This window comes from Rhizobium herbae (assembly GCF_019511375.1).
GTDB lineage: Bacteria > Pseudomonadota > Alphaproteobacteria > Rhizobiales > Rhizobiaceae > Pararhizobium > Pararhizobium herbae_A.
In genome coordinates this window covers 253,230-279,567 of sequence record NZ_JAEUAO010000007.1, presented here as the reverse complement: position 1 = coordinate 279,567, position 26,338 = coordinate 253,230, and the positions used below count along the sequence as shown (strand labels likewise).

The window sequence follows — 26,338 nt, the reverse complement described above, 5'->3', positions numbered from 1 at the left end:
CCGCGCTGTCACATGAGCGCACCAAGGGCGAGAGACGATGCTCCAGTTTCGAAACGTCAGCATAGCCAGGCTTTGCGCCTGCTGCATCGCCTTGGCTCTGGCAGCAGGGTCAACTGCCCGTGCCGACACCGCGCTCATGCCTGACAATATCATTTTCGTCACGAGCACCGGCTATTGGGAAAAGAGCGGTGATCCGCTCAGCGTGGCCGATCCGAACGTCGCCAAAACGCAAAGCACCCCTGCAGCCGGCGCCACGGCGCAGCGCGGATACTACAAACTGGTTGCCGTGCGCCAGCCGGAAGGAAACACGCACGTCTTCCTGCAACAGATCGCTCTGGACGCCGCAGGACCGAAGGTGGTGTCCTCCGCCGAACTGGAGGAATTTTCCTCCATGAAGGCCTATGTGACCGATATCCGGCCAGAAACCTCCGACGGCGTCGCCCGGCAGCCGGGGCTGTTTGCCACCGTCTACCTGAAGACCGATCCGGCAGCACCGGAGCCTGAAACCTGGACGGTGCTGATCGACGACATCGGCGACATCAAGATCGAGCGCGAAACCAACTGAACTCATAGGTGCAAAAGCGAAAAGCCGGGTCTTTGCGGCCCGGCTTTTCGTGTGTCTCTGTTCTTTTCTCACGCGAGGTCGTCGACGACCGCGTCGGCACTGCCGCTCACCCTGTGGGCAAGCGCCGCTTCCATGAACTCGTTGAGATCGCCATCGAGCACGTCATCCGGCGCAGTACTCGAGACGCCTGTGCGCAGGTCCTTCACCAACTGGTAGGGCTGCAGCACGTAGGAGCGGATCTGGTGGCCCCAGCCGATATCGGTTTTCGACGCGGCTTCGGCGTTGGCCGCGTCTTCCCGCTTCTTCAGTTCCGATTCGTAGAGGCGCGCGCGCAGCATGTCCCAGGCCTTGGCCTTGTTCTTGTGCTGCGACCGTTCCTGCTGGCACTGGACGACGATGCCGGACGGCATGTGCGTGATACGCACCGCCGAATCCGTGGTGTTGACGTGCTGACCACCGGCGCCGGACGAACGGTAGGTGTCGATGCGGCAATCGCTCTCGTTGATGTCGATCTGGATCGAATCGTCGACCACCGGGTAGACCCAGATCGAAGAGAACGACGTATGACGGCGGGCATTGCTGTCGTAGGGCGAGATGCGCACCAGGCGATGCACGCCCGATTCGGTCTTCAGCCAGCCATAGGCATTGTGGCCCTTGACGAGCAGGGTTGCAGATTTGATGCCGGCTTCTTCACCGTCATGGATTTCCATGAGTTCCACCTTGAAGCCCTGCCGTTCGGCCCAGCGGGTATACATGCGCAGCAGCATGTTTGCCCAGTCCTGGCTCTCGGTGCCGCCGGCGCCGGAGTGCACTTCGAGATAGGTATCGTTGCTGTCCGCCTCGCCCGACAGCATGGCTTCGACCTGGCGACGGGCCGCTTCGGACCGAAGAGCCTTCAACGCCTCTTCCGCTTCCTTGACGATATCGGCATCGCCCTCTTCCTCGCCGAGTTCGATGAGGTCGATGGCATCCTGCATCTGCCTTTCTAAAGAACGAACGCCGTTGATGCCGTCATCGAGTTGCTGGCGCTCGCGCATCAGCTTTTGCGCTTCGGCCGCATCGTTCCAGAGGTTCGGATCCTCGGCCTTGTTGTTCAACCAGTCCAGTCGTCTTATCGCCTGGTCCCAGTCAAAGATGCCTCCTCAGCAGGCTTATGGCCTGCTTGATTTCGTCGACGATATTCTCGATTTCGGTCCGCATTGTCCTGCTTCTTGCGCTGGAATGAAATGTGCGCCGTGAATAACGACGCCCGCCGCTCCTGTAAAGACGGCGGGCGTCGGTAAAGGCAGATTAGACGCGTTAAAACAGTCCGCTTGAGCCGCGGTTGATGGCGTCGTTTGCCTGTGGCGAAGCCTTCAGGATTTCCTCCGGCGGAATGTACTCGGCGCCGCCATCGATCACCGAGAAGCTCTCGGCCGGACCAGTCCCGGGCTTGAAGGCTTCGATGATCGTGTCCGGGTCGCCTTCGGCCGCCGCCATGCCGGTCTTGCGGTTGACGGGAATAAGGCTCATTCCCTCCGGCGGCACGAACTTGACGGGGCGCGTGCCCTGCATCGCTACCTGCATGAAATCGTTGAACACAGGTGCCGCAAGCCCGCCGCCGGTTGCACCGCGTCCAAGCGGCGCCGGATTGTCGAAGCCGAGATAGAGGCCGGCGACCATGTCCGGCGTGTAGCCGACGAACCAGGCATCCTTCTCGTCATTGGTCGTGCCGGTCTTGCCGGCCACCGGACGGTCGAGCTTGATCTTGCCGGCGGCGGTGCCCCGGGTGATCACGCCTTCCATCATCGAGGTGATCTGATAGGCGGTCATCGGATCGAGAACCTGCTCGCGATTGTCGGTGAGAACCGGCTCTTCCTGGTTCTCCCAGTCGGCGGCATTGCAGTTGTCGCAGGTGCGCTCCTCATGACGGAAGATCGTCTTGCCGTAGCGGTCCTGGATCCGGTCGATCATCGACGGCTTGATCTGCTTGCCGCCATTTGCGAGCACGGCATAGGCCGAAACCATCCGCAGCACCGTCGTCTCGCCCGAACCGAGCGACATCGCCAGCACCGGCATCATCTTGTCGTAGATCCCGAACCGCTCGGCATACTCGGCAACAAGGTTCATGCCCATGTCATTGGCAAGCCGCACCGTCATCAGGTTGCGCGACTTCTCGATGCCGAGGCGCAGCGTCGAAGGACCGGCCGAACCGCCGCCATAGTTTTCCGGGCGCCAGACCTGGCCGCCGGTGACGAGCTCGAACGGTGCGTCGAGGATGACGGAAGCCGGCGTATAGCCATTGTCGAGCGCTGCCGCGTAGACGAAGGGCTTGAAGGACGAACCGGGCTGACGCATCGCCTGGGTCGCTCGGTTGAACTCCGACTGCCCATAGGAAAAACCACCGGCCATGGCAAGAACGCGGCCGGTCTGCGGGTCCATGGCAACCAGGCCACCCTGCACCTTGGGGGGCTGGCGCAACCGGTATTCGCCGTCCACGTCCGTCGCCTCGACATAGACGACATCGCCCGGGCCGACAACGCCTTCGGGAGACTTCGCCGTCTTGCGGTCACCCGTCGAGGAACGATAGGCCCAGCGCATGTTGGCTTCCGGGATGCGTCCGGTCACGCGATCGGTGCCGATCTTGCCCGCGCCGTCCTTCTCCGGCTGGATGCCGATTTCGGCACCGCTCTCATCGACGGCGAGCACGACGGCAAGCTTCCATTCCGGCACATCGGAAAGCGCTTCAAGCTTGCCGAGCGGCTCGCCCCAGTCACCGCCGATTTCGATCGTCTTCAGCGCGCCATGGAAACCGCGTCGCTCGTCATAGGAGACCAGGGCGTTCTGCAGCGCCTTGCGGGCTTCGACCTGCAGACGCGGATCAAGCGAGGTGCGAACGGACAGGCCGCCTTCATAAAGGGCATTATCGCCATAACGCTGGATGATCTGGCGGCGCACCTCCTCGGCGAAATATTCCGAGGCGAAGAGGTGCGATCCGCCACGCCGGACGCTGACGCCCAACGGCTGCTTCTTGGCTTCCTCGCCGTCGGCCTTGGTGACGTAGCCGTTCTCGACCATGCGGTCGATGACCCAGTCACGACGCTCGAGCGCCGCCTTTTCACGGCGGAACGGATGATAGTTGGAGGGCCCCTTCGGCAGCGCCGCGAGATAGGCGGTTTCGGCGATCGTCAATTCCGTCACCGACTTGTCGAAATAGGTGAGCGCCGCGCCGGCAATACCGTAGGAGTTCAGGCCGAAGAAAATTTCGTTGAGGTAGAGTTCGAGAATGCGGTCCTTGCTGTAAGCCTGCTCGATGCGGAAGGACAGGATCGCTTCCTTGACCTTGCGGTCGATGGTCTGGTCAGCTGAAAGAAGGAAGTTCTTGGCGACCTGCTGGGTGATCGTCGAGGCACCGACGGGCCGGCGGCCGGAACCGAAGTTCTGCAGGTTGACGGCGATGGCGCGCGCAAGACCGGTGATATCGACGCCCGGGTGCTGATAGAAATTCTTGTCTTCCGCCGAAATGAAAGCGGCCTTGACGCGGTCGGGAATGGCCTGGATCGGCAGATAGAGGCGACGCTCGCGGGCATACTCGGCCATCAGCGCGCCATTGCCTGCGTGGACGCGCGTCGTTACCGGCGGCGCATAGCTGTTGAGAACCTCATAATCCGGCAAGTCCTTGGTGATGTGGCCAAGATAGATGGCGGCTGCCGCGGCCACGCCAAGCACCAGAAATGCGCCAATGCCGAAGAAATATCCAATCAGTCTGATCATCAGCCAGATACCGGTATCCTGTTGTCGTTTCTCTGTGCGGAGCACGCGAGCATGGTGGGCCTAGCCTGCACCTTGTCCGAATGCAATCACGCCGAACGAATTAAACCGCAAAGAACGCCGGAAATCCGGCAGTCTCCCGCGTTTCATTTTTACGACCGGCTACCTCTTTCGGGGTCACCGGCCACGCAATCAGATTTCCGGATAGCGACCGGATTGTGAGCAAAATAGGGCTCTGTGCATATTAAACACGCCGCATCCCCTTGGAAACGATATCGCTGTTACTTGAGCGACACAAATCACATCAAACGTCATTGGTTTGAAAAAGGCGAGGAGATTAGCCGCCGTTTGCCACCGACCCGCCGCGATAGGCGCGGACCGCACCGGCCAGAAGGCCCGCGACTTTCTTGCGCCAGACCGGGTCGACCAGCAATTTCTCGTCCTGCTTGTTGGACAAGAAGCCGAGTTCAAGCAGGATCGAGGGCACGTCCGGCGCTTGCAGGACTCGGAAGCCAGCATAGCGGTGGGGATTGTTGATGAGGTTGATCTGCCCCTCGAACGACGAGACCACGGCGCGGGCAAGATTGACGGAGAACGCCTGCGTCTCGCGGCGCGTCAGATCGATAAGAATGTCGGCCACCTCGGCGGGTTCACTCGTCAACGTCATTCCGGCGATCTCGTCGGACAGGTTTTCGCGCTCGGCAAGATTGGCCGCAAGATGGTCGGATGCCTTGTCGGAGATGGTGTAGACGGTCGCGCCGCGGATGTCGTGCTGCTTGAGCGTATCGGCATGGACGGAGATGAACAGGTTGGCGCCGCGCTGGCGAGCGATCTGCACCCGTTCAGGCAAGGACAGGAATTCGTCCTTTTCCCGCGTCAGGAACGCCTTGACACCCGTTTCCTTATTGAGCGTCTCCACGAGTTCGCCCGCGAAGGCGAGCGTCACGCTCTTCTCCTCCATCTTGGTGTCGGTCCCGATCGCGCCGGTGTCGATGCCGCCATGGCCAGCGTCGACGGCGATCACGAATTCTCCTGCAGCGGGCGGCTCGAGGACACGGTCCGTTTTGGTGGCCGTGACCGTACCCGTCCATTTCTGCTCTTCAATAAGCCGCGAGAAACGCTCCTCGGTCACACGCTCCGCATCGAGGACTAACCGGAAGCCCCTGCCCTCCTCGTCGGCCTTCACGTCAGCAACGGTGATGGCCACCGGCTTCTTTGCCGTCAGCACGACACGCGAACTGCCGGCCCCCATGGCACCGTAGCGGATTTCCGAGAACAGGCCACGGGCGGCGAGATCCTCCGGCTTCAATCCAAATGATGTCTCAGGCAAATCGACGATCACACGCGCCGGGTTGGCGACGTAGTGAACGAAGAAAACCGGCTTTTTGTCGAAATCGATGACCACTCGGGTACGGGCATCGTCACCCGCGATCCGGCCGCCATAGGCGAGCAACGGCGCATCGGCCGCTTGTGCGCCCGGTGCCGAACACAGGACGAAGAGCCCGAGCAAACAATGCCGCATCATCGCCGAGAGCATCAAACCCGCTTTTCCTTGTCGCCAACGCTTCGCCGGATGCGCGACCGGCGCACCACGGACACGGTCACCTGATCCAGAAAATGGCCATGCAGATCGCCGGTTGCCATTCCCATCATCCATGACGCCATATGGTTAACCAAAGCTTACCGAAAGCAGCAAACTTCGCCGGACCCCCGGTCACCGCACGAACAACATGCCCGGAAGGCGCCAAAACTGCATCCTGGCAGTGCATACCCGCACAAGCGAATCAATCAATATTATGGCGGTTCCGGCTTTTCCCTTGCCATTGTGACATAGAAAACATAAAAGCTTCACAGGGAGAAAGTGTTGACGGGATAGAATCGACGACCGGCAGCCAACGGGTTTTTGAAGCCCCGGCGCCAGAGCGTGATCGGAACCGGTAAGACCCGGTTCGACGTGGATCATGTCTCGGACAAGCAGTCGCGCTTCATCCGCCGTCGCTCCACCTTCTCTCTTGCATACCGAATCGTGAAATTCCGGCGGTGGCCGGTGCGTTTATGGTGACGATCACCGAAGGCCCGCGAGCGGGCACATTCATCGGGCCTCCAGGGCCTAACATTGGCATTCTTGTTTGGTCATTGACGTTGTCTCAGCAGTATCGGTCAGAAGTAAACAGGCCCCGGAACGAGACCGTTCCGGCTGCCGTCTGGCTGTTGGACCATCTCCCCGACCATGCAGGAACATTCACATCCGGCGAAAAACCTGAGCTGTATGGAACGTGTCCTCCCGGGCGCGGTCTTCCTGCCGTTTCTCGGTTGCGCCGAGGAGCACCACTTACATGGCAGAGAAAATGCTTATCGATGCGTCTCACGCTGAAGAGACGCGCGTCGTTGTCGTACGCGGAAACCGCATAGAAGAGTTCGACTTCGAATCCGAACACAAGAAACAGATCCGCGGCAACATCTACCTCGCGAAAGTTACACGCGTGGAGCCGTCGCTGCAGGCGGCCTTCGTCGACTACGGCGGCAACCGCCACGGCTTCCTGGCCTTCGCGGAAATCCACCCCGACTATTATCAGATCCCCCTCGCCGACCGTCAGGCACTGCTGAAGGCCGAGGCCGAGGAAGCGCGCCGCGACGATGACATCGAGCATGTCGAGACCGGCACGGATCTCGGCCCTGATCCCGAGGAGGAAACGGTAGCTGCAACGGAAGAAGCCGCCGTCGAGGCAGCCGAGACCGTCGATGTCGTGACAGAAGCCGTCGAGGTTCCGCCGCAAGCAGAAGAAAAGCCGAAGACCAAGGCCAAGCGCCCTCGCCGCACGAAGAAGGCTGCGGCGGAAGCGGCAGAATCTTCCGCGGAAAGCGCCGACGGCGAGGAAAGCTCGAGCGGCGAGATGGCCGCCATGGTCGATACCGACAGCATCTCGGAAGAAACACGTGGCCGCCGCCGCAACGCCGATGACGATGATGACGACGACGGTCATCCGGAAGAAAAGGAAGTCATCGAATCCGTTGGTGCAGAAGACGCCATGGAAGAAGTACCGGACCGCCAGGTCCGCAAGCCGCGCAAGCAGTATCGCATCCAGGAAGTCATCAAGCGCCGGCAGATCCTGCTGGTGCAGGTGGCCAAGGAAGAACGCGGCAACAAGGGTGCAGCGCTGACCACCTATCTGTCGCTTGCCGGCCGCTATTCGGTGCTGATGCCGAACACGGCACGCGGCGGCGGCATTTCCCGCAAGATCACCAACCTGCCGGACCGGAAGCGCCTGAAGGAAATCGCCCGCGCGCTCGACGTGCCGCAGGGCATGGGCGTCATCCTGCGTACCGCCGGTGCCAACCGCACCAAGGTCGAGGTCAAGCGGGACTTCGAATATCTGATGCGCCTGTGGGAAAACGTCCGCACGCTGACGCTGTCCTCGACCGCCCCCTGCCTCGTCTATGAAGAAGGCAGCCTGATCAAGCGTTCGATCCGCGACCTCTACAACAAGGATATCAGCGAGATCATCGTTGCCGGCGAGGAAGGCTACAGGGAAGCCAAAAGCTTCATGAAGATGCTGATGCCGAGCCACGCCAAGGTGGTTCAGCCCTACCGCGACGTGCACCCGATCTTCTCGCGTTCGGGCATCGAAGCCCAGCTCGACCGCATGCTCGTGCCGCAGGTGACGTTGAAGTCCGGCGGCTACATCATTATCAACCAGACCGAAGCGCTGGTGGCGATCGACGTTAACTCAGGCCGTTCGACCCGCGAGCACTCGATCGAGGACACCGCGCTCCAGACGAACCTCGAAGCCGCCGAGGAAGTCGCGCGGCAGCTGCGCTTGCGCGACCTTGCCGGCCTCGTGGTCGTCGACTTCATCGACATGGAAGAAAAGCGCAACAACCGCGCCGTCGAGAAGCGTCTGAAGGATCATCTGAAGAACGACCGGGCCCGCATCCAGGTCGGCCGCATCTCGCATTTCGGTCTGCTCGAGATGTCGCGCCAGCGCATCCGCGCGTCTGTTCTCGAATCGACGATGCAGACCTGCCCCCATTGCAATGGCACGGGCCACGTGCGTTCGCAGTCTTCCGTCGCCTTGCATGTCCTGCGTGGGGTCGAGGAATATCTGTTGAAGAACACGACGCACAACATCACCGTGCGCACGACGCCGGAGATCGCGCTCTACCTGCTCAACCACAAGCGCGGGACGATCGTTGATTATGAAGAGCGTTTCGGCGTCCAGATCATCGTCGAGGCTGATGCCCATGTCGGCGCACAGCATTTTGCCATCGATCGTGGCGAAGCCGTCGACAATCCGGTCAAGATCGAGCAGATCATCCAGTTCGAACCTGAGCCCGAGGAAGACGACGATATCGTCATCGAAGAGGATATCGAGGATGAAGAAGACGTCGTGGTCGAGGCCAAGGCTGAGCGCGCCGAGCGCGCGCCGGCCGCACAGGACGACGACCAGGGCAACCGCAAGCGCAAGCGTCGCCGCCGGCGTCGTGGCGGTCGCGGCACCGGCCCGAACGGTGAACAGACTCCCGCGGAAGCCGGCGCCCGCTCCGACGACATGTCGGATGAGGATGGCGACGAGGACGAAGGCGACGACGATGCCGCTGAGGTATTGGCCGATGACGCCCAGAGTGCCGGGTTGAGCGAGGAAGAACGCCAGAAGCGCAAGCGTCGCCGCCGCGGCAAGCGTGGCGGCCGGCGCAATCGGCCGGAGGAGGCCGAGGGCGGAAGCATTGTCGCCAGCGCCGAGACCGTGGACGAGGAGGAATTGGCGACGACATCCGACGAATCGCCGTCCACCGAGACCGAGGCGCCGGTATCAGCCGCAGCATCCGAAGAGCTGGCGCCCGAAGCACCTGCCATCGTCGAAGAAGAGGCAAAACCGGCCAAACCGAAGCGCAGCCGCAGCAAGAAAGCCGTCGCTGCCGCTCTTGAGGAAGCGCCGGTTGAGACCGCCGATGCGGAGGCTCAGGCAGCTATCGAGGCACAGCCACAGGACGCGGTGGTCGCTGAAGAACCCGTCGTCGAAAAGGCAGCCGCTTCCCTTGAGGAGACAAAGCCGGCCCGCGCCAACCGCGACATCGACTCGATCGCCAGCGAACCGATCGTCAAATCGTCTACCGCCACTGCCGACGGCGATGAGGCGCCGAAGCCCAAGAAGGGCGGCTGGTGGCAGAAGCGCGGCTTCTTCTGAGCAAAATCGGAAGAACCAGAACTGAAAAAACCGGCCAAGCGATTGGCCGGTTTTTTGGTGCCCGCCCCTGTTTCATAAGGAACAGCGAAAATACAACACGCATGGGATTGTCCCGCCGTGGACGAGATGGGCTCGTCCGACGCCAATCGGAGGAGACAAACATGCGATGCTTCGCTATCGCCGCGGCCGTTGCCGCCGTGCCGGCGATTTCGCTTGCGGCACCGATCCATGCCGACAGCTACGGTCGCCAACGCTTCAATGACTATTACTATAAGAGCTATGACACGGCCTATGAGCCGATTTGTGTGGTCCGAAAAATCCGCTCAGTTGACGAGCGGGGCAACCCGATCATCCGGAAAGTCCGCATTTGCCGCTAAAGCCTGCTGGTGGATATCATTGCGCGTCCTTTGGGCGCGCACCGCATGCCTCCGGGCTCCACCAACGCTTCACAGTTTTGATTCAGCATGATCGCTTTATGAATCCGAAAAATCAGGCAAGCAGCTGATTTCGTTCGGCAATCACGCCAGCCAGCGGGCGATGCGATCCATCGCCTCGGCCATGTCGGCCCCAGCGCCCGCATAGGAGAACCGCATCGCGCGATGCCCTTCGATCGGGTCGAAGTCCAGCCCGGGCGTTGCCGCGACGTTGATTTCGGCAAGCATCTTCTTGGCAAAATCCATGCTGTCATTGGTGAACCGGCTGACATCGGCATAGGCGTAGAAGGCGCCGTCCATCGGCGAGGCGATGGAGAAGCCGATCTCGGGCAGGCGTTTCAGCAGGAGTTCGCGGTTCGCGGCATAGGATGCCTTGTAGACGTCAAGCTCGGCCTCCGCGCCAAGGGCGGCCTCGGCGGCGATCTGCGACAATTCCGGCGGCGAGATGTAAAGGCTCTGGGCGATGCGTTCGAAGGCACGCACCTGCGTTTGCGGCAACACCATCCAGCCGATTCGCCAGCCGGTCATGCAATAATATTTCGAAAAGGAATTGATGATCACCGCCTCGTCGGTAACGCTGAGCGCCGTCGTCTCCTCGCCCGCAAAGGTCAGGCCATGATAGATTTCGTCCGAAATGAAGGCGATCCCGCACTCATGGCAATAGTCGGCCAGTGCTTTCAGTCCTGCCTTGCCGGTGACAGTGCCGGTCGGATTGGCGGGGCTTGCCAGGAGAACGCCGTTCAGCGGTTTTCCGGCTTTCGCCGCTGCTTTCTCAAGACTCTGCGGCGTCAGAGTGAAACCGCTTTCGGCATCCGCCTCGACTTCAACGACCGTCAGACCAAGCGCCGCCAGGATGTTGCGGTAAGCCGGATAGCCCGGCCGTGCGATGGCCACGCAGTCGCCGGGGTCGAACAGGGCGAGAAACGCCAGGTTGAAGCCGGCCGACGACCCCGTCGTCACAGCCACCCGCTGCGGATCGACGTCGACGCCATAGCGCGTGCGATAGTGCCTGGCGATCGCGATCCGCAGCGACGACGTTCCAAGCGCATCCGTGTAACCGAGCCGTCCATGTGCGAGCGCCGCACGCGCTGCCTCCAATGCGGCCTTCGGTGCCGGATGACTCGGTTGCCCAACAGCCATGGAAATCACCGGATATCCGGCCTCGCGGCGCTTCGTTGCCGCGGCCAGAACGTCCATGGCGTGAAACGGTTCGACGGAACTGCGGGTAGACAGCGGCTTCAACAGCACATCCTCGATGTTTTTTGACTTTCGCAGCCATTTGCCTGATCGCAATGGGCTTCACAAGTGCGCGAGGCCCGCATTAGCCTCGATTTTGCAGTTTCGTTTGGCGCCGCGCACCCTTATGATTGCCCGCGAATATTCTGTTGTCTTTCAAACAAGCCTGTTGACCCCGCCTTGGCAATTGAACGACAGACCACACGTAGGAAAAGGCAACGAGGAAGACATGGCATTCAACGCTCGCAAGATCACCGCCGCAACGCTTATCCTGCTTTCGGCGACGGCTGCGCTGCCACACGGCGCGCAGGCGTTGGATGACAAGCAAAAGCAGGAGATCGGCGAGTTCATCAAGGAATACCTCGTCGCCAATCCGGAAATCCTCCTGGAGGCTCAGCAGGCGCTGAAGAAGAAGCAGGCCGACGCGCAATTGCAGCAGGCCGAAGCTGCCATCAGCGACAATGAAAAGGCCATCTTCCAGTCGAAATATGACGTGACGCTCGGCAACCCTAACGGCGACGTGACCATCGTCGAATTCTACGACTACAATTGCGGTTATTGCAAACGCGCCCTGTCCGACATGGATGCCATTCTCGAAAAGGACAAGAACGTCCGCTTCGTGTTGAAGGAACTGCCGATCCTCGGACCGGATTCGATGGCCGCGCATAAGGTCAGTGCCGCCTTCCGCGATCTTGCGCCGGAGAAATACGGCGACTTCCACCGTGCGCTGCTCGGCGGCGAAGAGCGCGCGACGGAGGAAACCGCGATTGCCGTTGCAGGCAGGCTCGGCGTTACTGAAGCCGACCTTCGCAAGAAGATGGACGAGAACTCACAGGACGAAGCCGTCAAGGAAGCCTATACGCTTGCCAACAACCTCGGCATCACCGGCACGCCGTCCTATGTCATCGGCCGGGAGGCCGTTTTCGGCGCGGTTGGCGCCGAGGTACTGGAAACCAAGGTCGCGAATGTCCGCGCCTGCGGCAAGACCATCTGCTGAAAGCCGATTTTGCCGGCAGGATCGCACGTCATCGCTTGTGGACAAAAGCCATGCGGGGCCGTAGGGCTTTTCCTAGCGGAACCATCCGTCTATAGGTAACGCTCGATTATCGGACCCTGACTCAATGCCATCGACAATTTTCGTGCTGAACGGCCCCAACCTCAACGCGCTCGGCAAACGTGAGCCCGGTATTTACGGGGGGCAGACACTGGCCGATATCGAAGCGATGTGCATCGAACACGGCAAGACGCTGGGCCTTGATGTCGTCTGCCGCCAGAGCAATCACGAAGGCGACCTCGTCGACTGGTTCCACGAGGCGGGAAACGCCGCGCAAGGCATTGTCGTCAATGCGGGGGCCTATACCCACACGTCGATCGCGCTCCACGACGCCGCGAAGGCGATCGGCATCCCGGTCATCGAAGTGCACCTTTCCAACGTCCACGCTCGCGAAGAATTCCGGCACAAGTCGATGCTCGCGCCGGCAGCAAAGGGCGTGATTTGCGGCTTCGGCGCAAACAGTTACATTCTCGCGCTCAATGCGCTAAAGACACTCACGCAACAGACGAAATAAAAAGAACACGAGGCTCTCATCCATGGCTGACAAGAAATCCGGCATCGACCAGACGCTGATCCGCGATCTCGCCAACATCCTGAACGAAACCGATCTCACCGAGATCGAGGTGGAACAGGAAGATCTGCGGATCCGCGTATCGCGCGCCGGGACACCGCAATACGTCTCCGCTCCGGTTCCGGCCATGGCAGCACCGGCTCAGGCTGCTTCAGCCGCCGCCGCCCAGGTGACCGCTCCAGAAAGCAGCGGAAGGGCCTCGAAGAACGCCGTGACCGCGCCGATGGTGGGCACCGCCTACCTGTCGCCCGCTCCGGGCGCGCGGCCCTTCGTCGAAGCCGGCGCTACCGTCAAGGAAGGCCAGACGATCCTGATCATCGAGGCCATGAAAACCATGAACCAGATCCCGGCGCCGCGCTCCGGCCGCGTGGTCGAAATCCTCGTTGAAGACGGCGCGCCGGTTGAATACGGCGAAGCGCTGATCGTCATCGAATAGGCCATCACAGATGATTTCCAAGATCCTCATTGCCAATCGCGGCGAAATCGCACTTCGCGTCCTGCGCGCCTGCAAGGAGCTTGGCATTGCGACGGTCGCGGTCCACTCCACCGCAGACGCCGATGCCATGCATGTCCGCCTCGCCGACGAGAGCGTCTGCATCGGACCGCCACCCTCGCGCGACAGCTATCTGAACATCCACCAGATCGTCGCTGCCTGCGAGATCACCGGCGCCGATGCGGTGCATCCCGGCTACGGCTTCCTGTCGGAAAATGCCAAGTTCGCCGATATCCTCGACGCCCATGGCATCACCTTCATCGGCCCAACCGCAGATCACATCCGCATCATGGGTGACAAGATCACGGCGAAGGAAACCGCAAAGGCGCTCGGGATTCCGGTCGTTCCCGGCTCCGCAGGCGAGGTGAAGCCCGAAAATGCGCTGGCGATCGCCCGCGAAATCGGCTTCCCGGTACTGATCAAGGCGACGGCCGGCGGCGGCGGACGCGGCATGAAAGTGGCCCGCAGCGAGGACGATCTCTCCGAAGCGGTTTCCACCGCCCGTTCCGAGGCTCTGGCTGCGTTCGGCAACGACGCCGTCTATATGGAAAAATATCTCGGAAAGCCGCGCCACATCGAGATCCAGGTGATTGGCGATGGCGAAGGCAATGCCATCCATCTCGGCGAACGCGACTGCTCGCTGCAGCGCCGCCACCAGAAGGTCTGGGAAGAGGCCAACTCCCCCGCGCTCAACGTCGAGCAGCGGATGAAGATCGGCGAAGTCTGCGCTGCGGCTATGCGCAAGCTGAAATATCGCGGCGCCGGCACGATCGAGTTTCTCTACGAGAACGGCGAATTCTATTTCATCGAAATGAACACCCGCCTGCAGGTCGAGCATCCGATCACCGAGGCGATCACCGGCATCGATCTCGTGCACGAACAGATCCGCGTCGCTTCCGGCGCCGGCCTGTCGGTGACACAGGACGAGGTGGTCTTCTCAGGCCATGCCATCGAATGCCGGATCAATGCCGAGGATCCGCGCACCTTCGTGCCCTCGCCCGGCACGATCACGCATTTCCATGCGCCCGGCGGTCTTGGCGTGCGCGTCGACTCCGGCGCCTATCAGGGCTACCGGATCCCGCCATACTACGATAGCCTGATCGGCAAGCTGATCGTGCACGGGCGAACCCGCGTCGAGTGCATGATGCGCCTGCGCCGCGTGCTTGACGAGTTCGTCATCGACGGCATCAAGACGACGCTGCCGCTTTTCCAGGACCTGATCAACAATCAGGACATCGCCAACGGCGATTACGACATCCACTGGCTGGAGCATTATCTGGCTCAGCCGTCCGAATGAGGTTTTGAATGAAAGGGACCCGCAGCAGGCAGCCGGACATTACCCCGGATTTGCTGTTGCGGGCCTATTCCATCGGCCTCTTCCCGATGGCCGATTCGGCCGACGATCCGGAACTTTTCTGGGTGGAGCCGGAACTGCGCGGCATCATACCGCTCGACAATTTCCACATTTCCAAGAGCCTCGCAAAGACGATGAGGCGCGCGCCCTTCGATATCCGCTACGACACGGCCTTCGAAGAGGTGATTGAAGGTTGCGCTGCCCCTGCCCCGGATCGGCCAACAACCTGGATCAACGCCAAAATCCGCTCTCTCTATGCCACCCTGCACGGGATGGGACATGCCCACTCCGTGGAAGCATGGCAGGGTGAGGAATTGGTCGGAGGGCTCTATGGGGTCTCGCTTGGCTCGGCCTTCTTCGGCGAAAGCATGTTCTCGCGCCGCACGGACGCCTCGAAGATCTGCCTCGTCCATCTGGTCGAGCGCCTGCGCACGCGCGGCTTCACGCTGCTCGACACGCAGTTCACCACCGAACACCTGAAAAGCTTCGGCGCCATCGACGTGCCGAAGTCGCGCTACGAAAAGATGCTGGCGCGCGCCATCGCCTCACCGCATCTGAAATTCTGACGTTGGCTACTGCTTGGCTGCCGTGTCGGGCGGTGGCAGGTCTGACTTTGACTTGCAACTGTCCAGCCAGACGTCATAGACCGGATGCTCGACGGCATTCAGCCCGGGGCTGTCGGCAAACATCCAGCCGGTGAAGATGCGGCGGATCTTTCGATCAAGGGTGATTTCGTCGACCTCGACGAAGGTATCGGTCTTGGGTGCCTCGGTATCGTCGCGGCTGTAGCAGACGCGCGGCGTCACCTGGAGGGCGCCGAATTGAACTGTCTCGCCGATATAGACATCGAAGGTGGTAATGCGGCCGGTGATCTTGTCGATGCCGGAAAAGACGGCGACCGGATTGGTGATGCGGGCAGCCTCAGATACCGCCGTCATGGAAAAAAGCGCGGTACCGGCAATCGCGAACAGGGCCGCAGCCGCAACGGCGCGGCGCATCTGAATTCGCTGATTTGAAACTACCATTTACGCCCGTCTCCCGCGCGATCCCGATCAAAGTACCGGGTATCAGGCGCTAAACATGAAATGTGGCCGAGGCATGGTGCCTCGGGTGCAATCGAAGGTCAGGAAAGTCCCGCCTTCGGATTCGGCTCAGGACCGTGGCGTCCAGGCGTCGTAATCGCCGGTAACGCGCGGACGCTCGCCGTTATGGCTGATCGAGCCCTGGGGACGATAGGCGTCGGCCGTACCGGTGGCGTTCACACGATGTGGCTTCTGCCATTCGCGCGGCTTGTAGTTTTCGTCGGCAGGCGAAACATCGGTGCGGTGATGCATCCAGCCATGCCAGCCCGGAGGAATGGCGGAAGCCTCGGCATAGCCATTATAGATCACCCAGCGGCGGGTGCGGCCTTCGGAATCCTTGCCGCCCTCATAATAGACGTTACCGGCAGCATCCTCACCGACCCGCTTGCCGAAGCGCCAGGTATGAAAACGCGTGCCGATCGTCTGTCCATTCCACCAGGTAAAAATCTGCAGCAGAGACTTCATGATGTCCGTCCTTGACCGCGCCAAAACAACGGCGCGGGATATCCTAGAGTGCTGATCCGCTTATGCCGCGCAGCCCGCGCGATGTCCAGTGATTCCGTTGCCGCAGCGGAAAACGAAGCCTCGCATCGACACAGAACAACATCTGCGCGCTCTCAGCCGAGCGGCTTTTCCATGATGATCGCCGGGATGCCCGACTGGCCGTCGCCGCAATTGGCCGTCTCGCCGATTTTCACGAAACCATGCGCTTCATAGAAGGCCACGGCCGCGTGATTTTCCGGCTCCACTTCGAGTTGCATGAACTCGGCATCGGGAAAGCAGGTTTCGAGCTCGGCGAACATATCGCGGCCGATGCCCTGCCGCTGGAACTTCGGCAGGACATAGAGCTGATGCAGGATGGCGCCCTTCTTCAAGGTTTCGGACATCGCGGCATACGCCATGCCGCCGATGTCCTTGCCGTTGTCCGCCACCAGGAATTCCGCATTCTTGCGGGCAAGTCGCGCCTTGAGCGCCGGCACCGAATGCCACTTCGCCGTCAGCTCAGCAACCTTTTCGGCACCATAAAGCGCGTCATAGGTCGCGTGCCATGTTTCGCCAAGAAGCGCGCTGACTTTCGCCAGATCGCGCTCAGAGGCCGTGCGGACAAAGAACATCCGATCAGTCCTCGAGCCCGAGCTTGGCCTTGACCAAGGCCTGCACGGCCTGCGGATTGGCCTTGCCGCCGGTTGCCTTCATCACCTGGCCGACGAACCAGCCGGCAAGCGAGGGCTTCGCCTGCACCTTGGCAACCTGGTCCGGGTTGGCGGCAATGATCTCGTCCACGGCCTTCTCGATCGCGCCTGTGTCGGTCACCTGCTTCATGCCGCGGGATTCGACCAGTTCGGCCGGATCGCCGCCCTCGTTCCAGATGATCTCGAACAGGTCCTTGGCGATCTTGCCGGAGATCACTTCCGACTTGATCAGGTCGAGAATGCCGCCGAGCTGAGCGGGAGAAACCGGTGTCTCTTCAATGCCTTTGCCGGCCTTGTTCAAGGCGCCCAGCAAGTCGTTGATCACCCAGTTGGCGGCAATCTTGCCGTCACGGCCGGCGGCAACTGCCTCGAAATAGTCGGCGATCGCCTTTTCCGAGACCAGCACGGAGGCGTCGTAGACCGACAGGCCGAGTTCGCGTACGAAACGCTCTTTCTTGTCGTCCGGCAGCTCCGGCAGGTGCGCCTTCAGGTCCTCGATGAAGGCGTCGTCGAACTCCAGCGGCAGAAGGTCCGGATCGGGGAAATAGCGGTAGTCATGCGCGTCTTCCTTGGAGCGCATGGAGCGGGTCTCGCCCTTGTTCGGATCGAACAGGCGGGTTTCCTGATCGATCGTGCCGCCGTCCTCGAGGATGGCGATCTGGCGGCGGGCTTCGTATTCGATCGCCTGGCCAATGAAGCGGATCGAGTTGACGTTCTTGATCTCGCAGCGCGTGCCGAACCCCTCGCCCGGGCGGCGCACCGAGACGTTGACGTCGGCGCGCATCGAGCCCTCGTCCATGTTGCCGTCGCAGGTGCCGAGATAACGCACGATCGAGCGCAGCTTGGTCATATAGGCCTTGGCCTCGTCGGCGGAGCGCATATCGGGCTTGGAAACGATTTCCATCAGCGCCACGCCGGAGCGGTTGAGGTCGACATAGGACATCGTCGGGTTCTGGTCGTGCATCGACTTGCCGGCATCCTGCTCGAGATGCAGCCGCTCGATGCCGACCTCGACATCCTCGAACTGGCCCTGGCGGTCCGGGCCGACGGAAATGATGATCTTGCCCTCGCCGACGATCGGGTCCTTGAACTGGGAAATCTGATAGCCCTGTGGCAGGTCCGGATAAAAATAGTTCTTGCGGTCGAAGATCGAACGCTTGTTGATCTTCGCCTTCAAGCCAAGTCCGGTGCGCACCGCCTGTTTGACGCATTCCTCGTTGATAACGGGCAGCATGCCGGGCATGGCGGCATCAACCAGCGAAACGTTGGAGTTCGGCGCATTGCCGAAAGTCGTCGATGCACCCGAGAACAGCTTCGAATTGCTGGTCACCTGGGCATGGACCTCCATGCCTACGATGATTTCCCAGTCGCCGGTGGCGCCCGGAATATAGCGTTTCGGATCGGAAATACGGACATCGACAATGGTCATGGAATGCTCTTCTTGAAGCTCGAAATCGTGATCTTCTCGGTAGAACAATTGGCTGGGGGGTGCAAGACTTGTCACATCCGGCGCAACGTATTCCGGCCCCGCAAAAGCGTTTGTGGTCCGTTCAGATATGTCTGCCAGAATGGCGCCATGACAGAAAGCCTGACCGTCGCCTTTATCGTCCTTTTGATCAATCTCATCACCTTTTGCGCCTTCTGGTGGGACAAGGACGCCGCGCGCAAGGGGCAATGGCGCGTGCCGGAAAGCCGGCTGCTCTGGCTCGCGCTGATCGGCGGCAGCCCGGGCGCCGTCTTGGCACAGCGGCTCTTGCGTCACAAGACGCGCAAGGAGCCCTTTCGGACGCAGCTGATGCTCATCTGCGCGACACACGCTGTTGCCCTCGCCGTATGGTTTTCCGCACCGCTATGGGCACCGATAGCGCTTGCCGCGCTCTCCTTCGCCCACTGACGCACCGAAGCCTCGCATTCTTGACGACGTTGGCGTCCTCGCTTAAAAAGCGGCCGTCCCTATGGAGTTTTGATGTTCTCCCTGTTTGAGATTGCCTGAGGGCCCTGCCCGCAAATTTCTTGCGTGCACGGGCCAGAAAACGAAGCCCTGACGTTCGACTGAACGCCAGACCCGTTTTCATGCGTTCAACGAACGCCTCTCGGATCTCATCACCAATGGACATTTCACGCGACGAACAGCGTATACTTCACCTCATGGCCCAGGGCGGCCGCATCGAAATCATCCGCTCGGACGGCAAGTCGATCGACGAAGCCCGATGCTTCACCCGCGACGGTTGGCTTTACCCGGGCTTCGGCCTGGAGATGTTTCGCAAGCTGAAGCGAAAGAAGGCAATCTCATCATCGGGCGGCAAGCCCTACCGGATCACCCAACGCGGACTCCTACTCGTGCGCGCTCAGTTGGACAACCGGTGACAAGACATACCGGCGAGAGCGAATTGCCGCTCTCGCCGCATCTCAAAACACGCCGATGACACACTCCCGTCAGCTCAAAACCACTGCTCGCTCAGTGGATCGGCAGGCTCTTCCAGCGACTTGCTCATCCCGACGGACTCGACGTCCCTATCGAGCTTTGGCGCATAGGCCGTCGAAAGCCAGTTGATCGAATAACCGTGCTTGCGGAAGAAGCCGATTGCGGGGACATTTTGCGCATGTGTCTTGATGTCGGCCGCCTCGAACCCATCGGCGAGAATACGGCGCTCCAGTTCGGCAAGCAGGACAGAGCCAAGGCCGCCCCGCTGCGCCGCGGGCCTTATCCAGAGATCGGAGATATGGCCGTCATTTTCCTCTCGCGCGGCCCAGCCGGCGGCTTCACCACCGAACTCGATGACGCTGACTGAAAACCACTTGGAGCGCAGGAACGAAAGGAACGCCAGTTCCGCCACGCGCCGCATCGCTTGCGCGTCGGCAACGCCGGAGACGGCCTTTTCCCAGGCTTCGAGCCCGATGGCCGTCAAGACGAGGATTTCTTCTTCGCGGGCGGGACGGACGCTGATCATGCGGCGAATCCTTTTCGCCGCAAGTAAAGCATCAGCGTTGCCGATTGGCCAGAAGCGCCGAGGTTGTTACCACCACTTGGCGGGCGAGAACTTACCAGCCGCCTGCTCGATGACATGTGCAGTCTTGAACAGGGTCTCTTCCTCGAACGGCTTGCCGATCAGTTGCAGACCGAGCGGCAGGCCCTTGTGATCGAGGCCGGCGGGGACGGCAATGCCTGGAAGGCCGGCCATGTTCACCGTCACCGTGAAGATGTCGTTCAGGTACATCTTCACCGGATCGGAGGCCAGATCCTCGTCGGCGATGCCGAAGGCGGAGGATGGCGTCGCGGGCGTCAGGATCGCATCGACGCCGGCGTGGAAGGCCAGTTCGAAGTCGCGCTTGATCAGCGTGCGGACCTTCTGGGCGCGCAGGTAGTAGGCGTCGTAGTAGCCGGCCGAGAGCACGTAGGTGCCGATCATGATCCGGCGCTTGACCTCCTGGCCGAAACCGGCGGCGCGGGTCTTCTCGTACATGTCGGCGATATCCTTGCCGTCAACGCGCAGGCCGTAGCGAACACCGTCGTAGCGGGCAAGGTTGGACGAGGCCTCGGCCGGGGCGACGATGTAATAAGCCGGCAGCGCGTATTTGGTATGCGGCAGGCTGATATCGACGATCTCGGCACCGGCGTCCTTCAGCCAGGCTATACCCTGTTGCCAGAGCGTCTCGATCTCCTCCGGCATGCCGTCAACGCGGTATTCCTTCGGAATGCCGATCTTCATGCCCTTGAGCGACTGACCGAGCGAGGCTTCGTAGTCCGGCACCGGCAGATCGACCGAAGTCGTGTCCTTCGCATCGACGCTTGCCATCGACTTGAGCAGGATCGCCGCATCGCGCACGTCGCGGGCGATCGGACCGGCCTGATCGAGCGATGATGCGAAAGCGACAATGCCCCAGCGCGAGCACCGGCCGTAGGTCGGCTTGATGCCGACGGTACCGGTGAAGGCGGCCGGCTGGCGGATCGAACCGCCGGTATCGGTCGCAGTCGCGCCGGCGCAGAGGAATGCCGCAACAGCTGCGGCCGAACCGCCCGACGAGCCGCCGGGAACCAGATCAAGGTTTGAGCCGGTAGCCCTCCAGGGGTTGATCACCGGACCGTAGTATGATGACTCGTTCGACGAGCCCATGGCGAATTCGTCCATGTTGAGCTTGCCGAGCATGACGGCGCCGTCGTTCCAGAGGTTCTGGGTAACGGTGGATTCGTAGCGTGGCTTGAAGCCGTCGAGGATGTGGCTGCAGGCCTGCGTGTGGATTCCTTCGGTGCCGAACAGGTCCTTGATGCCGAGCGGGATGCCTTCGAGCGCACCAGCATTGCCGGCAGCGATGCGGGCATCCGATGCCCTGGCCATCTCGCGGGCCTTGTCCGGCGTTACCGTCACATAGGCATTGAGCGCGCCATTGGCCGCCTCGATCGCGCCGATATAGGCTTCCGTCAGTTCGACGGCAGTAATGTCCTTGGCGGCAAGTCTGGTGCGCGCTTCAGCGATGGTCAGGCGGGTCAGGTCGGTCATGGCAGGCTTTCAAAATCGGGGGCGTTCGGGGGCGGCGACGAGCTTATTCGACGACTTTCGGGACGAGGAAGAAATTCCGGTCCTCGTTCGGCGCATTGGCAACGATATCCTCGGCCTTGTTACCATCGGTCACCACGTCCGCGCGCATCTTCATCTCCATCGGCGTCACCGAGGTCATCGGCTCGATGCCATCGACGTTCACCTCAGAGAGCTGCTCGACAAAACCAAGAATACCGTTCAGCTCGCCGGTCATGCGCCCGGCATCCTCTTCGCTGACGGCAATGCGGGCAAGGCGCGCGACGCGCTTCACGGTGGCGAGATCAACTGACATGGATAGTCTCCGAGTGCGAAATTTCCTACCCGCTATAATGACCAAGCACCGGCCACGCAACGGGGGAATCGCCCCGTTGCGTCCGTCGTCGAGCATTTCCTCAAGGTGGAGGAGGTTAGAACGAGACCATGCCGCCGACGGCAGGAACCTCGACCTTCGCCTTGCCGCCGTCCATGGCCGCAACGAACGTATCGGCCGTCTGGTCGATGATGCCGAACGAGCCGTAGTGGCAGGGGATGGCCGTGCCGAACTTGAAGAAGCGCTGGCAGGCCAATGCCGCAACGGCACCGCCCATGGTGAAGCGATCGCCGATCGGCACGAGGCCGATTTCCGGCTGGTGCAATTCATTGATGAGCGCCATGTCTGAAAAGATGTCGGTGTCACCCATGTGGTAGAGCGTCGGCTCATCTTCGAAATGCAGCACCAGGCCGTTGGCGTTGCCAAGCGAATGCGACACGCCGTCCTCGGTGATCTGTGCCGACGAATGCAGCGCGTTGACGAAGGTGGTCGAGAAGCCGCCCAGGTGGATGGTACCGCCGGTATTGCCCATTTCCAGCGCCTTGACGCCGCGCGAACCGAGCCAGGCCGCAAGATCGGCGTTGGCAACGACTGTCGCACCGGTCTCCTTGGCAAGCGCAATCGTATCGCCCACGTGGTCGCCATGGCCGTGGGTCAGGAGGATGTGGGTCAGTCCAGCGGCGGAATCCTTACGCGTCGATTCGTCGAAGGACGGATTGCCGGTGAAGAACGGATCAATCAGGATTCTTGCCCTTGCGGTCTCCAGATGAAAGGCGGAATGCCCGAGCCATTTGATCTTCATGAAATACTCCTTGGTGATTTGTCGGCTGGATGCAGATATGGATCAGCCGACTAAATCCTCAAAGACCGAATCGGCAAATCACATGGCTGTTCTCACGATCGACGAACTCGCATCCGCCCTCCTGCCCGGCCAGGCGATCGGCGGCCTCGACCTCGGCACCAAGACCATCGGCATTTCGGTCTCCGATCTCGGCCGTCGCTTTGCGACGCCACGCGAGGTGATCAAGCGGGTGAAGTTCGGCATCGACGCCGAAGCACTGCTCGGCATCGCGGCCAAGGAAAAGATCGCCGCCTTCGTCATCGGCCTGCCGATCAACATGGATGGTTCCGAAGGCCCACGCGCCCAGGCGACCAGGGCTTTCGTGCGCAACATGGCACAGAAGACCGACATTCCCTTTGTCTATTGGGACGAGCGGCTGTCGACAGTGGCGGCCGAACGGGCGCTGATCGAGATGGACGTATCGCGAAAGAAACGCGCCGACCGCATCGATTCGGCCGCAGCCTCCTTCATCCTTCAGGGCGCGCTCGACAGATTAACGTCGTTGGCGAAGGACGCGGCCCCGGATTCGGCAGACTGAACCGCCGGAAAACGCCGGTCGTACCAGGCGCGAATCTCGCGGCGCTTGCGGTAGGCGATGATCGCAAAGACGATCAGGCTGTCGAACGCAATGGCGCGGGCGACGAGCGGCGGGATGGTTTCCGGCGGAAGGCCGAGCGCGTGGCCATAGACGGCAAAGACGAGATCATGCCCCTGACGGGTCAGCATGAAGATGCCGAAGCTCATGTCGTAATAGGAAAGGCCGTACCAGCCGGTGAGCAGGATGACAGGGCAGGCCCAGAGGATCAGGAACCACTTCATGCCGTTCTCCCCTCGATCATCATGCGGCGCTTGAGCTGCAAGGATGCCCAATCGAGCGCCACGGCACCGACCAGGATGACGGCGGGTATCGTCAGATCGAGCGCGAGGCTCGCAAAAAACATCATCATGATGATCGTCAAGCCAGTTCTCACCGAACCGCTCCATTCCGGAATCGTTAAGTTTGTCTTCGCAAACACTCTTGCCCCTTAACCCATGCCACGCAACGTAAACCATCCGTTAAGGTTAATTTCCGCGAGCCGCGGTTGCCCTCCTGTGGACAAGGGTCTATCGATGCATTTCTCCCTCCTTTAGGCCGCCCATGACGATCATCTTCGAAAGCATCCTGCCGATTTTTCTGCTCGTCTCGCTGGGCGTCTGGCTGAAACGCTCGCCGCTGATCGACCTGACGCTCTGGGAGGGGCTGGAGCAGCTCGGCTACTACGTCCTCTTCCCCGCCCTTCTGTTTTCGACGCTGGCAACGGCCGATTTCGCCGGCATGAAGACGGATGCTACGGCGCTGGCGACGATCGGCAGCGTCACGCTGATGTCGGCCGCGCTGCTGTTGCTCTGGCCGATGCTTCGTGCCCGCCATGTTTCAGCCGCTTCCTTCACCTCAATCTTCCAGACGGCGACGCGTTGGAACGGCTTCATGGCTCTCGCCATCGCGCAGAAGCTCTACGGGTCGCTCGGCCTCAGCCTGACCGCGCTGGTGATGACGCTGGTGATCATCCCGATCAATCTCTACAATGTCGGCGTTCTCATCGGCTTCAACGGAGGTCCGAAGGGCCTCAGGTTCTTCGCCTTCAAAATCGCCACCAATCCGCTGATCGTCGCCTCGGCGCTAGGCATCGTGCTGAACGTTCTGGGGATTGCGGTCTACGGACCGGTGCTGAACGCCATCGAGATGCTGGCAGGCGCCTCCCTTAGCCTTGGCCTCGTCATGGTCGGTGCAGGCCTCAAGGTTTTGGACGCGCTCAGGCCGAGCCTTGTCGCCCTTCTCGCCGTATTTCTAAAGCTGATCGTCATGCCGGTCTTCATGGTCGGCACGGCCTATGCTCTTGGCATTCGCGGCGACAGCCTGCTGGTAATCGCGCTGGGCGCCAGTGTGCCGACTGCAATGAACGGCTACCTGCTCGCCAAGCAGATGGGTGGCGACGCGCCGCTCTATGCGGCTGTCGCCACCGTGCAGACGGTCGTCTCGTTCTTCACGATCCCGCTGGTGCTGACCGTGACCGGCTACGTCGCCGCCGGATAAAGAAGATCGACGATATAGGCTGAATCGAAGCGCGAATCGAGCATGCCATAGGTCGACCGCCAGCCCGCAGCAAGCCTGGATTCGAGGAAGGCATCGGCAATGCGCCCTGCCCCGAGCCGGTAAAGTTCGGCAGCTGCGGCGGCAAGCGCCAGTTGCTCGACCAGCATTCGCGCCGCGCCCTCGTCGCGCTCGCAGAGCGACATCGCGGCCCTGAGCACATCGACCGTCTTCTTGGCAGACGGACCGAGATCGCGGCTGATCACCTGGAACAGCAGTTCGAATAGGTCCTTACCGCGTGTCAGCACCCTGAGCACGTCGAGCGCCATGACATTGCCCGAGCCTTCCCAGATCGCGTTGACCGGCGCTTCACGATAATGCCGGGCGATTGGGCGCTCCTCGACATAGCCGCTGCCGCCCAGACATTCCATTGCCTCGTAGATCAGCGCCGGCGCGATCTTGCAGCTCCAGTATTTGGCAACCGGGGTCATGATACGCGCATAGGCCGCGTCCTCGGCACTGTCGCGCGCCTTGTCGAACGCTTCGGCGAGCCGGAAGGAAAGTGCGCTTGCCGCGGCGACATCGAGCGCCATGTCGGCCAGAACCCGTGTCATCATCGGCTGCGCCACCAACGCTTTGCCGGACACCTTGCGACCACGCACGTGATGCACGGCCTCAGCCAGCGAGGCTCGCATCATGCCGGCCGACGCCAAGGCACAGTCGAGCCGCGTCAGCGTCACCATGTCGAGAATCGTGCGAATGCCGGCATCGGGCGTGCCGAGCACGAAGCCGAACGTATCGGAGAATTCGACCTCCGACGAGGCGTTCGACCGGTTGCCAAGCTTGTCCTTCAGCCGTTGGAAGCGCAAGCCGTTCGCGGATCCGTCCTCCAGCAGACGCGGCACAAGGAAGCAGCCGAGTCCGTCGCGGGTCTGCGCCAGCATCACGAAGGCATCGCTCATCGGCGCCGACATGAACCATTTATGGCCGTTCAGGCGATAGATGCCCTCACCGACCCGCTCGGCCGTCGAGGTATTGGCGCGCACATCCGTGCCCCCCTGCTTTTCCGTCATGCCCATGCCGATGGTGACCGACGGCTTCTGCATCCAGGGGCGGTTGGACGAATCATACTTCCGCGACAGGATTTTTGGCGCCCATTCCTTCTGGACGGCCGGCGACGCAGATATCGCCGCAACGGAGGCGCTGGTCATGGTCAGCGGGCAGAGATGGCCGCATTCGAGCTGCGCCGTCATATAGAAGCGGATGGCGCGCGCCTTGTGCGAGCGCCCGTGCTCGTCTGCGATGTTTTCCCAGGCCGAGGCGTGCAGGCCTGATGTCATCGACCGGCGCATCAGCGCGTGCCAGGCGGGGTGGAATTCAACGACGTCGAGACGTTCGCCGCGCGGTCCATGGGTGCGCAGCTTTGGCACGCCCTCATTGGCCATACGCGCGAGGTCCTGAGCCTCCGGCGACGTCACATAGCGGCCGAGCGCCTCGAAGTCGTCGCGCAGGGGCCGCGGCATCGACGCGGCGATATCGACCACGAGCGGATCGGACCTGAAGGCATTGATCCCCGACCAGGGCTTCGGCTGGTTCAGTTCGGCGAGTTTCTGTTCATTTCGGTTCAGAGTCATGTCGCGTTTCTAACCCAAGTCCCTGT

Annotated in this window: 27 protein-coding genes; 12 read left to right on the top strand and 15 right to left on the bottom strand. The window is 61.4% G+C overall.

All coding sequences use genetic code 11. The annotated features are described in order from the left end of the window. Positions 1 to 37 precede the first annotated feature (37 nt). On the top strand, positions 38 to 565 hold the full coding sequence (locus JNB71_RS23545; RefSeq protein WP_220374194.1) for a hypothetical protein: 528 nt from the start codon (positions 38 to 40) through the stop codon (positions 563 to 565). 68 nt (positions 566 to 633) lie between these two features. On the opposite strand, the gene prfB is transcribed toward JNB71_RS23545, so the two are convergent. From prfB to JNB71_RS23530, 3 genes are all read right to left on the bottom strand, one after another. Further along, positions 634 to 1,765, bottom strand: a protein-coding gene (prfB, locus tag JNB71_RS23540) for a peptide chain release factor 2 (RefSeq protein WP_220374193.1) whose coding sequence is annotated in 2 segments (ribosomal slippage) — positions 634 to 1,695 and positions 1,697 to 1,765 — 1,131 coding nt in all. Because the reading frame shifts where the segments join, the coding sequence is not laid out codon by codon here. 99 nt (positions 1,766 to 1,864) lie between these two features. Beyond that, positions 1,865 to 4,318: a penicillin-binding protein 1A gene (locus JNB71_RS23535; RefSeq protein ID WP_220374192.1), complete on the bottom strand. Its 2,454-nt coding sequence runs from the start codon at positions 4,316 to 4,318 to the stop codon at positions 1,865 to 1,867. 334 nt (positions 4,319 to 4,652) lie between these two features. Beyond that, entirely contained in the window at positions 4,653 to 5,852 is a 1,200-nt protein-coding gene (locus tag JNB71_RS23530; RefSeq protein ID WP_220374191.1) for an N-acetylmuramoyl-L-alanine amidase, read from the bottom strand. Between the two features lie 799 nt (positions 5,853 to 6,651). Between JNB71_RS23530 and JNB71_RS23525 the strand changes: the two genes are divergently transcribed. Both JNB71_RS23525 and JNB71_RS23520 read left to right on the top strand, forming a co-directional pair. Further along, entirely contained in the window at positions 6,652 to 9,501 is a 2,850-nt protein-coding gene (locus JNB71_RS23525) for an Rne/Rng family ribonuclease (RefSeq protein ID WP_220374190.1), read from the top strand. A gap of 161 nt (positions 9,502 to 9,662) precedes the next feature. Next, positions 9,663 to 9,878: a hypothetical protein gene (locus JNB71_RS23520; protein WP_018325910.1), complete on the top strand. Its 216-nt coding sequence runs from the start codon at positions 9,663 to 9,665 to the stop codon at positions 9,876 to 9,878. A 141-nt stretch (positions 9,879 to 10,019) separates the two neighbouring features. Here JNB71_RS23520 and JNB71_RS23515 read toward each other — a convergent pair whose 3' ends face one another. Further along, positions 10,020 to 11,132, bottom strand: a complete 1,113-nt coding sequence (locus JNB71_RS23515) for a pyridoxal phosphate-dependent aminotransferase (protein ID WP_431029683.1) — start codon at positions 11,130 to 11,132, stop codon at positions 10,020 to 10,022. Positions 11,133 to 11,400: 268 nt separating this feature from the next. Here JNB71_RS23515 and JNB71_RS23510 point away from each other — a divergent pair, with 268 nt between their 5' ends. The 5 genes from JNB71_RS23510 (at position 11,401) to aat (ending at position 15,209) form a co-directional block, all read left to right on the top strand. Next, positions 11,401 to 12,168: a DsbA family protein gene (locus tag JNB71_RS23510; RefSeq protein ID WP_220374188.1), complete on the top strand. Its 768-nt coding sequence runs from the start codon at positions 11,401 to 11,403 to the stop codon at positions 12,166 to 12,168. A 124-nt stretch (positions 12,169 to 12,292) separates the two neighbouring features. Next, on the top strand, positions 12,293 to 12,739 hold the full coding sequence (aroQ, locus tag JNB71_RS23505) for a type II 3-dehydroquinate dehydratase (RefSeq protein WP_220374187.1): 447 nt from the start codon (positions 12,293 to 12,295) through the stop codon (positions 12,737 to 12,739). A gap of 22 nt (positions 12,740 to 12,761) precedes the next feature. Beyond that, positions 12,762 to 13,232 (top strand): acetyl-CoA carboxylase biotin carboxyl carrier protein, encoded by a 471-nt coding sequence (gene accB, locus JNB71_RS23500; RefSeq protein ID WP_220374186.1) that lies wholly within the window; start codon positions 12,762 to 12,764, stop codon positions 13,230 to 13,232. Positions 13,233 to 13,242: 10 nt separating this feature from the next. Further along, positions 13,243 to 14,586 (top strand): acetyl-CoA carboxylase biotin carboxylase subunit, encoded by a 1,344-nt coding sequence (accC, locus tag JNB71_RS23495; RefSeq protein ID WP_220374185.1) that lies wholly within the window; start codon positions 13,243 to 13,245, stop codon positions 14,584 to 14,586. Positions 14,587 to 14,594: 8 nt separating this feature from the next. After that, positions 14,595 to 15,209 (top strand): leucyl/phenylalanyl-tRNA--protein transferase, encoded by a 615-nt coding sequence (aat, locus tag JNB71_RS23490; RefSeq protein WP_220374184.1) that lies wholly within the window; start codon positions 14,595 to 14,597, stop codon positions 15,207 to 15,209. Between the two features lie 6 nt (positions 15,210 to 15,215). Here the strand turns inward: aat and JNB71_RS23485 are convergent, their stop codons facing one another. The 4 genes from JNB71_RS23485 to gatB form a co-directional block, all read right to left on the bottom strand. Further along, positions 15,216 to 15,668 (bottom strand): DUF2155 domain-containing protein, encoded by a 453-nt coding sequence (locus JNB71_RS23485; RefSeq protein ID WP_220374183.1) that lies wholly within the window; start codon positions 15,666 to 15,668, stop codon positions 15,216 to 15,218. Positions 15,669 to 15,794: 126 nt separating this feature from the next. Continuing rightward, the gene (locus JNB71_RS23480; protein ID WP_026203367.1) at positions 15,795 to 16,190 is read right to left on the bottom strand and encodes an NADH:ubiquinone oxidoreductase subunit NDUFA12; all 396 of its coding nucleotides are present in this window, start codon (positions 16,188 to 16,190) and stop codon (positions 15,795 to 15,797) included. 152 nt (positions 16,191 to 16,342) lie between these two features. Continuing rightward, positions 16,343 to 16,840 carry a GNAT family N-acetyltransferase gene (locus JNB71_RS23475; protein WP_220374182.1) on the bottom strand — a complete coding sequence of 166 codons (498 nt, stop codon included), beginning with the start codon at positions 16,838 to 16,840 and terminating at the stop codon, positions 16,343 to 16,345. 4 nt (positions 16,841 to 16,844) lie between these two features. After that, complete coding sequence (gene gatB, locus JNB71_RS23470) at positions 16,845 to 18,347, bottom strand: Asp-tRNA(Asn)/Glu-tRNA(Gln) amidotransferase subunit GatB (RefSeq protein WP_220374181.1); 1,503 nt, start codon at positions 18,345 to 18,347, stop codon at positions 16,845 to 16,847. A gap of 147 nt (positions 18,348 to 18,494) precedes the next feature. Here gatB and JNB71_RS23465 point away from each other — a divergent pair, with 147 nt between their 5' ends. Beyond that, on the top strand, positions 18,495 to 18,812 hold the full coding sequence (locus JNB71_RS23465; RefSeq protein ID WP_220374180.1) for a DUF1294 domain-containing protein: 318 nt from the start codon (positions 18,495 to 18,497) through the stop codon (positions 18,810 to 18,812). A 215-nt stretch (positions 18,813 to 19,027) separates the two neighbouring features. Further along, positions 19,028 to 19,285: a YjhX family toxin gene (locus JNB71_RS23460; protein WP_220374179.1), complete on the top strand. Its 258-nt coding sequence runs from the start codon at positions 19,028 to 19,030 to the stop codon at positions 19,283 to 19,285. A 74-nt stretch (positions 19,286 to 19,359) separates the two neighbouring features. Here the strand turns inward: JNB71_RS23460 and JNB71_RS23455 are convergent, their stop codons facing one another. The 4 genes from JNB71_RS23455 to JNB71_RS23440 form a co-directional block, all read right to left on the bottom strand. After that, on the bottom strand, positions 19,360 to 19,869 hold the full coding sequence (locus tag JNB71_RS23455; RefSeq protein WP_220374178.1) for a GNAT family N-acetyltransferase: 510 nt from the start codon (positions 19,867 to 19,869) through the stop codon (positions 19,360 to 19,362). A gap of 66 nt (positions 19,870 to 19,935) precedes the next feature. Continuing rightward, positions 19,936 to 21,417 (bottom strand): Asp-tRNA(Asn)/Glu-tRNA(Gln) amidotransferase subunit GatA, encoded by a 1,482-nt coding sequence (gatA, locus tag JNB71_RS23450; protein ID WP_220374177.1) that lies wholly within the window; start codon positions 21,415 to 21,417, stop codon positions 19,936 to 19,938. A gap of 43 nt (positions 21,418 to 21,460) precedes the next feature. Continuing rightward, positions 21,461 to 21,748: an Asp-tRNA(Asn)/Glu-tRNA(Gln) amidotransferase subunit GatC gene (gene gatC, locus JNB71_RS23445; protein WP_220374176.1), complete on the bottom strand. Its 288-nt coding sequence runs from the start codon at positions 21,746 to 21,748 to the stop codon at positions 21,461 to 21,463. 115 nt (positions 21,749 to 21,863) lie between these two features. Continuing rightward, a complete protein-coding gene (locus JNB71_RS23440) occupies positions 21,864 to 22,568 on the bottom strand; it encodes a metal-dependent hydrolase (RefSeq protein WP_220374175.1) in 705 nt (234 codons plus the stop codon). A gap of 82 nt (positions 22,569 to 22,650) precedes the next feature. On the opposite strand from JNB71_RS23440, the gene ruvX reads away from it, so the two are divergent. Further along, complete coding sequence (gene ruvX / locus JNB71_RS23435; RefSeq protein ID WP_220374174.1) at positions 22,651 to 23,145, top strand: Holliday junction resolvase RuvX; 495 nt, start codon at positions 22,651 to 22,653, stop codon at positions 23,143 to 23,145. On the opposite strand, the gene JNB71_RS23430 is transcribed toward ruvX, so the two are convergent. Together JNB71_RS23430 and JNB71_RS23425 are read right to left on the bottom strand one after the other, a co-directional pair. After that, complete coding sequence (locus tag JNB71_RS23430; RefSeq protein WP_220374173.1) at positions 23,082 to 23,426, bottom strand: DUF6105 family protein; 345 nt, start codon at positions 23,424 to 23,426, stop codon at positions 23,082 to 23,084. The genes ruvX and JNB71_RS23430 overlap by 64 nt on opposite strands. Continuing rightward, positions 23,423 to 23,578, bottom strand: coding sequence for a hypothetical protein (locus JNB71_RS23425; protein ID WP_220374172.1), 156 nt, complete (start codon positions 23,576 to 23,578; stop codon positions 23,423 to 23,425). Before JNB71_RS23425 ends, JNB71_RS23430 begins: the two co-directional genes overlap by 4 nt. Before the next feature lie 167 nt (positions 23,579 to 23,745). On the opposite strand from JNB71_RS23425, the gene JNB71_RS23420 reads away from it, so the two are divergent. Further along, complete coding sequence (locus tag JNB71_RS23420) at positions 23,746 to 24,681, top strand: AEC family transporter (RefSeq protein ID WP_220374171.1); 936 nt, start codon at positions 23,746 to 23,748, stop codon at positions 24,679 to 24,681. Here JNB71_RS23420 and JNB71_RS23415 read toward each other — a convergent pair. Continuing rightward, positions 24,663 to 26,312, bottom strand: coding sequence for an acyl-CoA dehydrogenase family protein (locus tag JNB71_RS23415; protein WP_220374170.1), 1,650 nt, complete (start codon positions 26,310 to 26,312; stop codon positions 24,663 to 24,665). The two genes, JNB71_RS23420 and JNB71_RS23415, sit on opposite strands and share 19 nt — an antisense overlap. Positions 26,313 to 26,338 lie beyond the last annotated feature (26 nt).